The 12,090-nt window shown below is 55.3% G+C and carries 13 protein-coding genes; 6 read left to right on the forward strand and 7 right to left on the reverse strand.

Features of this window, described 5'->3' with window-relative positions:
- Positions 1-180: 180 nt before the first annotated feature.
- From fabF to fabD, 4 genes are all read right to left on the reverse strand, one after another.
- Entirely contained in the window at positions 181-1,443 is a 1,263-nt protein-coding gene (gene fabF, locus HGO37_RS08545; RefSeq protein WP_250982953.1) for a beta-ketoacyl-ACP synthase II, read from the reverse strand.
- Between the two features lie 107 nt (positions 1,444-1,550).
- Entirely contained in the window at positions 1,551-1,787 is a 237-nt protein-coding gene (locus HGO37_RS08550) for an acyl carrier protein (protein ID WP_027507378.1), read from the reverse strand.
- Positions 1,788-2,118: 331 nt separating this feature from the next.
- Positions 2,119-2,856: a 3-oxoacyl-[acyl-carrier-protein] reductase gene (gene fabG, locus HGO37_RS08555; RefSeq protein ID WP_250982954.1), complete on the reverse strand. Its 738-nt coding sequence runs from the start codon at positions 2,854-2,856 to the stop codon at positions 2,119-2,121.
- A 33-nt stretch (positions 2,857-2,889) separates the two neighbouring features.
- Positions 2,890-3,834, reverse strand: a complete 945-nt coding sequence (gene fabD / locus HGO37_RS08560) for an ACP S-malonyltransferase (protein ID WP_250982955.1) — start codon at positions 3,832-3,834, stop codon at positions 2,890-2,892.
- A gap of 215 nt (positions 3,835-4,049) precedes the next feature.
- Between fabD and HGO37_RS08565 the strand changes: the two genes are divergently transcribed.
- The 6 genes from HGO37_RS08565 (at position 4,050) to rplI (ending at position 8,470) form a co-directional block, all read left to right on the forward strand.
- Complete coding sequence (locus tag HGO37_RS08565) at positions 4,050-5,093, forward strand: aldo/keto reductase (protein WP_250982956.1); 1,044 nt, start codon at positions 4,050-4,052, stop codon at positions 5,091-5,093.
- 64 nt (positions 5,094-5,157) lie between these two features.
- Positions 5,158-5,673: a ClbS/DfsB family four-helix bundle protein gene (locus HGO37_RS08570; protein ID WP_250982957.1), complete on the forward strand. Its 516-nt coding sequence runs from the start codon at positions 5,158-5,160 to the stop codon at positions 5,671-5,673.
- A gap of 340 nt (positions 5,674-6,013) precedes the next feature.
- Positions 6,014-6,445 (forward strand): 30S ribosomal protein S6, encoded by a 432-nt coding sequence (gene rpsF, locus HGO37_RS08575; protein ID WP_192487432.1) that lies wholly within the window; start codon positions 6,014-6,016, stop codon positions 6,443-6,445.
- A gap of 18 nt (positions 6,446-6,463) precedes the next feature.
- Entirely contained in the window at positions 6,464-6,712 is a 249-nt protein-coding gene (gene rpsR / locus HGO37_RS08580) for a 30S ribosomal protein S18 (RefSeq protein ID WP_192487431.1), read from the forward strand.
- A gap of 187 nt (positions 6,713-6,899) precedes the next feature.
- Entirely contained in the window at positions 6,900-7,874 is a 975-nt protein-coding gene (locus tag HGO37_RS08585) for a DUF2232 domain-containing protein (protein WP_250982958.1), read from the forward strand.
- Positions 7,875-7,894: 20 nt separating this feature from the next.
- Positions 7,895-8,470: a 50S ribosomal protein L9 gene (gene rplI / locus HGO37_RS08590; protein WP_192487429.1), complete on the forward strand. Its 576-nt coding sequence runs from the start codon at positions 7,895-7,897 to the stop codon at positions 8,468-8,470.
- A 142-nt stretch (positions 8,471-8,612) separates the two neighbouring features.
- Here rplI and HGO37_RS08595 read toward each other — a convergent pair whose 3' ends face one another.
- Genes HGO37_RS08595 through HGO37_RS08605 form a run of 3 tightly spaced genes read right to left on the reverse strand, consistent with a single transcriptional unit; the run spans position 8,613 to position 11,857 of the window.
- Positions 8,613-9,680: an HlyD family secretion protein gene (locus HGO37_RS08595; protein WP_250982959.1), complete on the reverse strand. Its 1,068-nt coding sequence runs from the start codon at positions 9,678-9,680 to the stop codon at positions 8,613-8,615.
- A 30-nt stretch (positions 9,681-9,710) separates the two neighbouring features.
- A complete protein-coding gene (locus HGO37_RS08600) occupies positions 9,711-11,405 on the reverse strand; it encodes an MFS transporter (protein ID WP_250982960.1) in 1,695 nt (564 codons plus the stop codon).
- Positions 11,402-11,857, reverse strand: coding sequence for a MarR family winged helix-turn-helix transcriptional regulator (locus HGO37_RS08605; RefSeq protein ID WP_192487426.1), 456 nt, complete (start codon positions 11,855-11,857; stop codon positions 11,402-11,404). The genes HGO37_RS08600 and HGO37_RS08605 overlap by 4 nt, the downstream gene beginning before the upstream one ends.
- Positions 11,858-12,090: the final 233 nt, after the last annotated feature.

The following is a 12,090-nucleotide window of genomic DNA, read 5'->3' on the forward strand; positions in this document are numbered from 1 at the left end:
AAACAGGTTCGGCAGGCAGTCTGCACAAATTTGCCCATGTTTCGAGGTCGTTACGCGTAAAAACTGTAATAACATGCCATGGGAATAAACAACGGGCCGGAAAGCATCTGGTTTCCGGCCCGCGATGTTCATCGCTTTTTGATTGATTCCGCTACAAACGGCAAGTCACGAAAGATTTGATTAGTCTTCGTAACGACGCAGCACCAGCGAGGCGTTGGTACCACCGAACCCGAAGGAGTTCGAAAGGGCAACGTTCACGTCACGCTTGCGCGCCTTGTGTGGCACGAGATCAATTTTCGTCTCGACATCGGGATTGTCGAGGTTCAGCGTTGGCGGCACGATATTATCGCGGATTGCCAGCGTTGCAAAAATCGCCTCGATTGCACCGGCCGCACCCAGCAAGTGGCCGGTGGCTGACTTGGTGGACGACATGGAGATTTTCGACGCCGCATCACCAACCAGGCGCTCAACCGCACCCAGTTCAATGGTATCAGCCATGGTCGATGTGCCATGGGCATTGATGTAGTCGATATCGGCAGCCGTCAGGTCGGCACGCTTGAGTGCCATGGACATGCAGCGATATGCGCCGTCACCGTCTTCTGATGGCGCGGTGATGTGGAAAGCATCACCGGACAGGCCGTAGCCAACCACTTCGGCGTAAATCTTTGCGCCACGTGCCTTGGCATGTTCCAACTCTTCCAGAACAACGATACCGGCACCCTCACCCATCACGAAACCATCGCGGTCACGATCATAGGGGCGAGACGCCTTTTGCGGGTCGTCATTATGCTGCGTGGACAAGGCTTTGCAGGCTGCAAAACCGGCCAGCGAAATGCGGCAAACAGGTGATTCAGCACCACCGGCCACCATTACATCCGCGTCGCCAAGCGCGATTAGACGGGCAGCGTCGCCTATGGCATGCGCGCCGGTGGAGCACGCCGTTACTACGGAGTGGTTCGGACCGCGCAGCTTGTGGCGAATGGAAACCTGGCCAGAAACAAGATTGATAAGTCGCCCTGGAATGAAGAATGGTGAAACACGCCGCGGCCCCTTGTCGCGCAGTGTATAGCCCGCTTCAACAATACCATCGAGGCCACCAATGCCAGAACCGATCAAAACACCAGTCATGATCTGGTCTTCGTCAGTTTCCGGATGCCAGCCAGCATCGCTCAGCGCCATATCGGCGGCTGCCATGCCGTAAATAATGAAAGGATCGACCTTGCGCTGCTCTTTCGGTTCCATCCAGTCATCTGGATTGAACGTTCCGTTGGAGCCATCTCCAACAGGAATGCGGCAGGCAATTTTTGCCGGAAGATCTTCGACTTCGAATTCAGTTACGAGACGGGCACCGTTTTGGCCGGCCAATAGCCGTTCCCACGTTACTTCAGTTCCGCATCCAAGAGGAGATACCATGCCGGTACCGGTGATAACGACACGCCTCATCGCCAACGCTCCACCTATATAGAATTCACATGTCCATGATAAAACTTTGGCCCGGAACTTAGCCGGGCCAAGGCGGGAAGGCTCTCACCCTCCCTCATTCTGATCGATTAGGCCTGAGCCTTTTCGATGAACTTTACAGCGTCGCCAACCGTCAGGATGGAGTCAGCAGCGTCGTCCGGGATTTCAACGCCGAATTCTTCTTCGAAGGCCATAACCAGTTCGACCGTGTCGAGCGAGTCAGCGCCCAGATCGTCGATGAAGCTTGCGCCTTCAACAACCTTTTCGGCGTCAACGCCAAGATGATCAATTACAATTTTCTTTACGCGTTCTGCGATATCGCTCATGTCGGTTTCCTCGACCTTTATCCTTGAAGGGCTGCCTTGCGACACCCTGCCCTGTTAACACCCGCATGCGCTGTTCAAATCCAGCACCGAGGGCAAACCCTTTCACCCCGCCTAAGGCTAGCCATAGTCACAAAAAAGAGCAACCATCGCCTGTTCCCGACGGGACAACTGTTCACAGTCTTCGCCCGATTAACACGGTTTCATTCGGGCGAAAAGACTGAAAATCGCGCCGCACACTGCACTCTACAGACTATTTGAGCCTGACAATGCCTGTGGGCATAACGCATGTCGCACAAAGACATTTGCAAACAACATGCGAAGAAACAAAGCTTTAGATCATCGCCATGCCGCCGTTGACGTGCAACGTCTGTCCAGTCATGTACGCAGCCTCATTCGAAGCAAGGTACAGAACAGCAGACGCGACTTCGGCGCCAGTGCCCATGCGCTTCATGGGAATAGCACCCATGATGGCTTCTTTCTGCTTTTCGTTCAACTTGCCGGTCATGGCCGATTCGATGAAGCCTGGAGCAACACAGTTGACGGTGACGTTGCGGGTTGCAATTTCCTGCGCCAGCGACTTCGAAAAGCCGATCATACCGGCCTTGGAAGCACAATAGTTTGCCTGGCCCGGGTTGCCGGTCACGCCAACAATCGAGGTGATGTTGATGATACGGCCAAAACGGCGACGCATCATCGGATGGGTCAGCTCGCGCGTCAGGCGGAACATGGCCGTCAGGTTCACTTCGAGAACATTGTCCCAGTCCTCGTCGCTCATGCGCACGAACAGGCCGTCCTTGGTGATGCCGGCATTGTTGACCAGAATGTCGACGCCACCCAGCTCAGCTTCAGCCTTTTCGCCCAGCGCCTTGACTTCGTCGCGGTCGGAAAGGTTAGCCGGGAAAATCTTCACGCGGTCGCCAAGTTCAGCAGCCAGCGCTTCAAGCTTTTCGACGCGGGTGCCATGCAGGCCAACGGTTGCGCCCTGCGCATGCAGCATACGGGCGATTTCTTCGCCGATGCCGCCGGTTGCGCCGGTAACGAGTGCTTTGCGGCCAGTCAGATCAAACATGTTTTTATCCTTATCTCAAAATGCGCGCTGCATTCAGCCAAGAAGCGTTGCAATGGCGGCGTCAATATCGGCTGCAGTATTCACAGCAGTGCCAGAAACCGTCTTGTCGATACGCTTTGCCAGACCGGTTAGCACCTTGCCGGAGCCAATCTCATACAATTGAGTCACATCATTGGCGGCGAACCACTCAACGGTTTCGCGCCAGCGAACCTGACCCGTCACCTGCTCGACCAGCAGTCTGGCGATTTCTTCCGCATCTGTCACCGGGGCTGCGCGCACATTGGCAACAACCGGCACGACCGGGTTATGTTTTGTCACCTTGGCAAGCGCTTCGCGCATGGCGTCAGCAGCCGGTGCCATCAGTGCAGAATGGAAAGGTGCGGAGACTGGCAACATGATGGCGCGCTTTGCGCCCTTTTCGGAGGCTAGTGCGGCCGCCTGTTCAACAGGAGCCTTTGAGCCGGAGATAACCAGCTGGCCACCGCCATTGTCATTGGCAATCTGGCAGATGCCGGCAGCGGCCGCTTCCTTGCAGATCGCTTCGACATCACCGTGCTCGAGACCGATGATAGCCGCCATTGCGCCCTGACCAACTGGAACCGCAGCCTGCATGGCATTGCCACGAACTCGCAGCAAACGGGCTGTGTCGCCCAGCGAGAATGTACCGGCAGCGCACAGCGCAGAATATTCACCGAGTGAATGACCGGCAACAAAGGAAACCTTGTCGGCAAGGTTCAGGCCCTTTGCTTCCAGAACACGCATGACCGCAACGGAAACAGCCATCAACGCAGGCTGGGCATTTGCCGTCAGCGTCAAGGATTCTTCCGGGCCATTCCACATGATGTCGGAAAGCTTCTGCCCCAGAGCCTCGTCAACTTCTTCAAAAACCGCACGAGCTTCAGCGAAATTCTCGGCAAGATCCTTGCCCATGCCAACGGACTGGCTGCCCTGTCCGGGAAAGGTGAAAGCGATTTTCATGAGGTATTTCCTGTTTTTCCGGTTATTTTTTGCTTTCCAATTCACGCAATGGCGTACGGAGTCAAGTGCGATGCCGCTTAGAAACTGCGGATTCACAAGTCCTTGCGGTTTTATACCCGGTTACCAGAACCAATATTTTTGACTTGCGCCAGAGCAATTCCTTCCTAAATTCCAAGGCCCCTCCCTTTTCTTTCATCACGTCAGGAATTTCATTCATGAAATACAACACCCTCGGGCGCACGGGCATTTCAGTGTCGGAAATCTGCCTTGGCACCATGACATGGGGCACGCAGAATACGGAAGCGCAAGCGCACGAACAGATGGATTATGCCGTGGAAAACGGTGTGAACTTCTTCGACACCGCCGAATTGTATCCGACGACACCGGTTTCAGCCGAAACGCAGGGCCTTACCGAAGACTATATCGGCACATGGTTCCAGAAAACCGGCAAACGCAAGGATGTCGTTCTGGCCACCAAAGTTGCCGGTTCCGGCCGTCCTTATATCCGTAACGGTCGTGATATCGATGCCGATGGCATTCGCGAGGCCGTCGACACCAGCCTGAAGCGCCTGCGTACAGACTATATCGACCTTTATCAGGTCCATTGGCCGAACCGCGGCACCTACCACTTCCGCGGTGCGTGGGGTTTTGATGCTTCGGGACAGGACACAGCCCGCACACTTGCCGAGATCGATGAAAAGCTCGACACGCTGGGTGAACTGGTGAAGGCCGGAAAAATCCGTGCTATCGGCCTGTCCAATGAAAGTGCCTGGGGCACGCAGAAGTATATCGATCTGGCAGAGGCCAAGGGCCTGCCGCGCGTCGCCAGCATCCAGAACGAATATAACTTACTGTATCGTTCATTCGATCTCGACCTGGCTGAAGTTGCCCACCATGAAAATGTCGGCCTTTTGGCCTATTCGCCACTGGCTGGCGGCATTTTGACCGGCAAGTACCAGAACGGCGCACGGCCAGCCGGTTCGCGCGGCACCATCAACACCGACATCGGTGGCCGTCTTCAGCCTCTTCAGGAGGCACCTGTCAAAGCCTATCTCGATCTCGCTGCCCAGCACGGACTGGATGCAGCACAGTTGGCGATCGCATTTACACTAACACGTCCGTTCATGGCGTCTTGCATTATTGGCGCGACGACGATGGAACAGTTGAAAATCGATATCGCTGCCAAGGATGTGACACTTTCCGACGACGTGCTGAAGGGCATTGCGGCAATACACCGCCTGTACCCGATGCCGATCTGATCCCATAAAAGCGCGGTAGCTCACCCGAGTTACCGCGCTTTTTAATTCGCCGAAGGCATCAGGCATGGCAGTACCGCAGACCAAGGCAGAGCTTTTAAACGCCATGGAGAGCGGTTTTGCAAAACTGCTGTTCGAGCTTGCTTCTATACCTGAGACCTTGGCGACCACGGCCGATATGGAAGGCCACGCCAAGGGCACGACCATGAGCGTGAAAGATCTGGTGGCCTACCTGACCGGCTGGGGTGAGCTGGTTCTCAAATGGAACAGGTTACGTGCTGCCGGTGAAGAACCCGATTTTCCGGAAACCGGATATAAATGGAATGAACTCGGCAAACTCGCAGCCAAGTTCTACCGCGACTATAATTCTCTATCCTATGTGCAATTGCTGCTGCGCTTTGAAACCACACATCAAGAGTTGATGTCTCTCGTTAACTCGTTGGATGATGACGCCTTGTATGGTCGCCCATGGTACGGCAAATGGAGCATGGGTCGCATGATCCAGTTCAATACGGCGTCACCCTACGCCAACGCCCGCGGTCGCCTGCGCAAATGGAAAAAGCAGAGGTCACCACGTTCATAAAAGAAGACTTCAAGCATAGAAAATTGAAGACCTCACGTTGAACCCACCGTCTTAAAGGCACTTCCGCACCGCCTTTTTGCTGCGAAGTCTTGCAATACGGCCAGAAATGCGTATAAGCGCGCTGTTCGCAACATCCGGTCTTACTGGCTGGTGGCTGAACGGAGGGCTGGTTTCGTTTTCGAAACAGCAGGAACCATAAGGTTTTTCCGGCCTCCCGTGTCTCCGCTCTCGACCGTCTCGAACAACACTTTTCTTGCGCCGGGTTTTCCCGATCAAGACCAGTCGTTGAGGCTTAGCGCCGTAACCGGGTGAGAACAAAACGCAAGAAAGGCAAGCTATTATGGCTCTTTATGAACACATCTTCCTTGCTCGGCAGGACATTTCCGCCCAGCAGGTTGACGCACTCGTAGAACAGTACAAGGGCGTTATCGAATCGTTCGGCGGCAAGATTGGCCGTGTCGAGAACTGGGGCCTCAAGTCCCTGACATACCGCATCAAGAAGAACCGCAAGGCTCACTACGCCCTGATGGACATCGATGCACCAGCAGCAGCTATCCACGAAGTAGAGCGTCAGATGCGCATCAACGAAGACGTTCTTCGTTACATGACCATCGCTGTTGAAGCTCACGAGGAAGGCCCGTCTGCTATGATGCAGAAGCGCGACCGTGACGACCGTCCACGTCGTGATGGCGACCGTCCAGAGCGTTCTGATCGTGGCCCGCGTGAAGGCGGCTTCGAACGCGCTCCCCGTCCGCGCACAGACCGTGCATAAGCGTTAAGGAGAAAAACAATGGCTGACGCATCATCTTCTCAGGCACGCCGCCCGTTCCACCGCCGTCGCAAGACGTGCCCATTCTCCGGCGCTAACGCTCCGAAGATCGACTACAAGGACATCCGTCTTCTGCAGCGCTACATTTCCGAGCGCGGCAAGATCGTTCCTTCCCGTATTACAGCCGTTTCCCAGAAGAAGCAGCGCGAACTCGCTCAGGCGATCAAGCGTGCACGCTTCCTCGGCCTGCTGCCATACGTTGTAGCGTAATGAACTCAAGACGAGGCTGCACCCCGTGCGGCCTCGTTTTTCTACAGAGCAGCTGACTTTTAATCAGTCGGTCGCAGCTTCGAATTCCTTCCGCGTTGGGCGCGGATCGATACCAGACATAAAACCCATGTTGGGGACGACGTTTTTAAAGACGGTCCTCTAACTGCTATAGAAGCAGGACAGCGACGTGATAAAGTTGAACCAGACAGTGCTGATTTCCGGTATTCTTGCCGGTATTGCCGCCGTGTTTCTGACACTGGGCGCAAGCAGACAGCCGTCTTTAGCGTTCCTGCTTTACGCCGCATCCGCCATGCCTGTTTTCATTGCCGGCCTCGGCTGGGGCAATCGCGCAGCCATTATCGCCGTTATTACCGCTTGCGTTGTTGGGTCAATGATGGCTCCGATGTTAGCTGTGCTGAGTTTGGCAATTTTCACGCTGGTACCTGCTGCCTGGATTTCGCATCACGCCAATCTGGCGCGTCCAGCTTCGGAAATCGGCGGTCCTGAAGACCTGCTTGCCTGGTACCCACTGTCCGGCATCATCCTGCATCTGTGCATCGCCATCAGCATTGCCGTTATCATTCTCGGCTCGATCATCGGTTACGGCCCGGAACTGGTGTCGCAGATGGTTGACCTGATGATGTCGTCGGTCACGGCGCAGGAACCATCCTTCTCCCCTGACCAGTTGGCGCTTGCCCAGACGAAGTCTCTGATGGTGCTGATGCTGCCAATCATGCAGGGTGCTCTCTGGGTTATCCTGCTGTTTGCGGCCTATTATTTTGCCAGCCGCCTGGTTGGTTCTTTCGGCAAGGGCCTTCGCCCACGTGAGGACATTCCGGCAGCACTTCGTATGCATCGCAATGCGGTATTCGTGTTCCTTGCCGGTATTGTCGCAACCTTCCTTGGCGGTGTCATCGCCATGTGTGGTGCTGTTATCGCAGGAACATTCGGCGCAGGTTTCCTGATGTCGGGTTATGCGTCGCTGCATTACCGGACACGCGGCAAGGACTGGCGTCTGCCGGTTCTACTGCTTGCTTATCTCTCGGCGGTATTCATGTTGCCGCTGCTCATCATTCTCGTTATCGGCATGAGCGACGTGCGCAGCACGATTTCTCTCACGCCGATGCGGAAAACAGACACAACGAACGAAACCAACAATTAAAACAAGAAAGGATCCAGAAGATGGAAGTCATTCTTCTCGAACGCATCAACAAGCTCGGCCAGATGGGCGAAATCGTCAAGGTTCGCGACGGTTACGCACGTAACTTCCTGCTGCCACAGGGCAAGGCTCTGCGCGCCAACGCTGCCAACAAGACCCGTTTCGACTCTGAGCGTGCAACGCTCGAAGCTCGTAACCTCGAGCGCAAGTCTGAAGCCGACAAGGTTGCAGCAGCACTCGAAGGCAAGTCCTTCATCGTCGTTCGCTCCGCAGGCGAAACCGGCCAGCTGTACGGTTCTGTTGCTGCTCGCGACGTTGCTGAAATCCTGTCTGCAGAAGGCTTCACCGTTGGCCGTAACCAGGTTGAGCTGAACACACCGATCAAGACCATCGGCATTCACAACGTTCTCCTGCACCTGCATTCCGAAGTTGAAATCTCGGTTGAGCTGAACGTTGCTCGTTCTGCTGAAGAAGCTGAACGTCAGGCAAAGGGCGAAAGCCTCACCTCTGCTGACGCTATCTACGGCGTTGACGAAGATGCTCTGCGTCCAGAAGACTTCTTCGATCCAGAAGCCGAAGGCGACTTCGACAACGAATAAGAATTTCAGCCCCAGGGCTGAAAAAGAACCCCCGGATGGCAACATCCGGGGTTTTGTCGTTCTTGGGTACCTGCGGTAACCGATCATTACTTGGGTATAGATTGTGCGACCGTCGGCGTGACGATCGCAGCAGTCCCTCCCCTTAATTGGAGACGCTGTGAACGGCTTCCGGAGCCTTGCTCTTGTCCACTCGCACCACGACAGACATGCCCGGTGACAGCTCAGAAGTCATATCCTGGCCGGGATCAATCGCCACACGCACACCGATGCGTTGGGCAATCTTCACGAAGTTACCCGTCGCATTATCAGGCTTGATAACAGAGAATTCCGAACCGGCAGCGGGCGAGAAACGCTCGACATGCCCACGAATTTCCCTGCGCTGCATGGCATCAACGGAAATCGAAACCGGTTGCCCCACCTGCATGCCGGCAAGCTGGGTTTCCTTGAAGTTGGCGATGACCCAGACGTCGGTTGGCACGACCGCCATCAACTGTGTGCCTGCCGTGACATACTGGCCAAGCCGTGCGCCAACTTCACCGACCTTGCCGTCACGCGGCGCGCGAATGACAGTGTTGCCGAGATCGATCTCTGCCAGCTGGACACTGGCTTCGGCGCTTGCAACAGCCGCTTCAAGCGATCCCCTGTTGACGATGATGGTCTGCAGATCCTGATTGGAAACCTCGAGTGCTGCCTTGGCCTGCAACAACGCCGCCTTGGCCTTTTCAAGCGTGGCATGCGCCTCTTCCTGCGTGCTGGATGTGCCAACACCGCTCTTGGTCAGATTGTCCTGCCGGTCGGAAGCCAGCTGTGCCTGCTTGAGCGCGGCCTGCGCACTTTCAATCGACGCTTCGCTGGAAGAGATATTGGCGCGAGCGGCATTTTCCTTCTGGTCGGAATTGGCAAGGGATGCCTTCTGGCCGTCCAGTGTCGCCTTTGCCTGCGCCAGTTTCTGCACGTAGCTGCGGTCATCGACGCGGGCCAGAATGTCGCCCTGCTTGACGTCCTGATAGTCCTTCACGGGCACATCAACGATGTAACCGCTGACCTGCGGGCTGAGCAGCGTGACATAACCACGGACATAGGCATTGTCAGTCATTTCCACCGAGCTGGAAAAAGGTGGCAGGCGCCATGCATAAAGCACCATGCCGAGACCAGTCAGACCAGCCATGAGGACGATAAGGGAAACCGGGGTGAATATTTTCTTGAGCATTTTCTGACTCGTTCGTTATGAATTCTGGCGTTATGAGTTCTGGGGTGCCGTGGCGGGTTCAGCAGGCATCAGCGTGGGCTTGATCCTGTTCCACGCCAGGTGGATGAGAAGCATGACCAGCGCAGCGGCGGTCACCATGGAAATGAGCAGGAAGGTATCGGCATAGGCCAGCACATAGGCCTCGCGCGTTACCTGCTGTGCCAGCATCGATACGCCTTCGGCGTTGAGCAGGGTCTTGTCGGTAATGACTTTGCCGTATGACGAGGCAAGCTGCGATATTCTCAGCGCAACATTCGGATCAGTCAGGACGATATGTTCCGACAGAATATTTGAATGGAATTTCTCACGGATCGTCACGAAGCTGCCGAGTGCCGCCGTCATCATCAAAGAGCCACTGATCTGCGTGAACAGGAAGATGGCGATGAAGTTGACGAGATAGGGCAAGCCCTTGGCCATGGCGCTGGCAAATCCCTTGGCCATGACAGGCGGCAAGAACATCGCAGCACCTCCCGCAATCATCGCCTGGCTGAAATACATCTGTTCCGGCCGGGTCAGGTTGGTCGCCTGGCTATCCAGAAAAGCACCAATCGCAATCAAGCTGAGCGCAATGACGTGGGCTGTATCAACATATTTCGTTACCATCAGAAAGGCACAGAACGCGCCACCAAGGATCGTTGCCAGCAGAATGATGCCATAGAGGGTCACCGTCTGGTCATTCATGATGCCCAGCTGCTGGTAGAAGCTGACGGCCGTGGTCGACTGTTCTGAGGTCACGGCACGAAAGATGATCAGAACAGCGGCAATATGCAGGTTCTGGCGCGAGAATATCCAGCGCAAGTCAATCATTGGATTCTTGCGGTGCAATTCGATGAAGGCCATGCAGGTCAGGCAGACGACGGCAGCCGCAAGCAACAGACCCAGCCAGCTTGCTTCCAGCCACCAGTAAAACCGGCCAAGCGAGAAGAAGAAGGCCAGACAGCCAAGGCCTGTAGCCAGAAAGAGATAGCTCAACACGTCGACACGCTCGAGAATCTTGGCGCGCGGTGGTGCTGTTAGAGGCAGGAGGTAGATGGCTGGCAGCGCAATCAGCGCCACGCCGAGTTCCATCGTATAAAGCGATCGCCAGCCATCGATCTCCATCAGTGAGGGAGAGATGATGCGGGCAATAGGGGCAGACAACAGCGTGCCAGTGAGCGCCGTGCAGAGACCGAAAGACAATTTTCGGTGCGCCGGATAGGCTTCAAGAATATAGAGAAAGCCGAGCGAAGATAGCGGTGCTGCCGCCATGCCGCTCACGAAACGAACAACAATTGCCGAGTGCAGGTCTGTGACAAACAGGTTGAGACAGGAGGCCACGACGAACAGAATAATGCTCAGTTCGGCAAAGGGACGCAGACCATATTGTGCCCTAATCTTGAACAGCGCGATCGACAGGCTGGCATAGGGCGCCATATAGGCAGCAGACAGCCAGACGACTTCGGCAACCGTAGCTGAAAACTCGCCCTGCAGCTGATACATGTTGGCCGTGACGATATTCATGCCCAGACCCTGCGTAACGAAAAACAGCAGGCCAGCGGCGATATAGATCAATTTTTCCGGTAGGGATTTCTCAGGTGGTTGAGCGGGTGCTGCAGGTGGTGGCTCTTCGACCACGACCTGTTGATCCGCAATTGCGGGCGATGCCTCATCCTCAGCCTGTGCAGACAATGTACCGCGCGTGCTCATCTGTCTTCCTCACCTGAAGAAAGAGCCTGAATATTGCTGATAAGACTACGCACGACTTTAAGCGTGGTGGCAATATCTTCAGAAGAAATGTCAGTGGTAATTCGCTTGCGCAGATCCGCAGCCGTTGCATTGACCGTGGCGGCAGTCGCCTCGCCTTCCGGTGTCATGTGAATGCGCTTGGCGCGCCTGTCGCCGGCTTCTTCACGGCGCTCGATGAGGTTCTGTTTTTCCATACCATCGAGAACGCGCACCAGAGTAGGCGTTTCAATTTCAAGCTCTTCGGCAAGCTGCTTCTGGGTCAATGATCCGCGGCGCGACAGAGCAAAAAGCACCCGCGTCCGCGCCAGTGTCAGCCCCTGCTCGCCTACCCGCGCATCGAAAAACGTCCTGAGCTTGCGATTGAAGGATGACATTTCATCCAGCAGTTGCTCCTTGTCGGTTTGTCGCGACACGATATGACTTCCTTATAATTAGCATACTACTTATTTATTGCCTATTTATACGTGGTACTGACGATTTTCAAGATGCTTTGCTGACGTGGCAGCCATGCCATAAATTCAAGGCTGACGCGGTTTGATTCGTTTTGGGTTTTGCACTCAACGCCGAAAGGGCTGTGGATTGATGGGGACAACATAAAATGTGATCGCCCAAATCCCCCCGAAATGCGGCTGTTTGGCAGTGTTGC

It is taken from the genome of Rhizobium sp. CG4 (assembly GCF_023701965.1).
Taxonomy (GTDB): Bacteria; Pseudomonadota; Alphaproteobacteria; order Rhizobiales; family Rhizobiaceae; genus Agrobacterium.

Excerpts from the sequence above, each read along its gene's own strand:
- fabF (WP_250982953.1), bottom strand. The coding sequence starts at position 1,443 with ATGAGGCGTGTCGTTATCACCGGTACCGGCATGGTATCTCCTCTTGGA.
- fabD (WP_250982955.1), bottom strand. The coding sequence starts at position 3,834 with ATGAAAATCGCTTTCACCTTTCCCGGACAGGGCAGCCAGTCCGTTGGC.
- HGO37_RS08595 (WP_250982959.1), bottom strand. The coding sequence starts at position 9,680 with ATGCTCAAGAAAATATTCACCCCGGTTTCCCTTATCGTCCTCATGGCT.
- HGO37_RS08565 (WP_250982956.1), top strand. The coding sequence starts at position 4,050 with ATGAAATACAACACCCTCGGGCGCACGGGCATTTCAGTGTCGGAAATC.
- fabG (WP_250982954.1), bottom strand. The coding sequence starts at position 2,856 with ATGTTTGATCTGACTGGCCGCAAAGCACTCGTTACCGGCGCAACCGGC.
- HGO37_RS08600 (WP_250982960.1), bottom strand. The coding sequence starts at position 11,405 with ATGAGCACGCGCGGTACATTGTCTGCACAGGCTGAGGATGAGGCATCG.
- rpsF (WP_192487432.1), top strand. The coding sequence starts at position 6,014 with ATGGCTCTTTATGAACACATCTTCCTTGCTCGGCAGGACATTTCCGCC.
- HGO37_RS08570 (WP_250982957.1), top strand. The coding sequence starts at position 5,158 with ATGGCAGTACCGCAGACCAAGGCAGAGCTTTTAAACGCCATGGAGAGC.
- rplI (WP_192487429.1), top strand. The coding sequence starts at position 7,895 with ATGGAAGTCATTCTTCTCGAACGCATCAACAAGCTCGGCCAGATGGGC.
- rpsR (WP_192487431.1), top strand. The coding sequence starts at position 6,464 with ATGGCTGACGCATCATCTTCTCAGGCACGCCGCCCGTTCCACCGCCGT.
- HGO37_RS08550 (WP_027507378.1), bottom strand. The coding sequence starts at position 1,787 with ATGAGCGATATCGCAGAACGCGTAAAGAAAATTGTAATTGATCATCTT.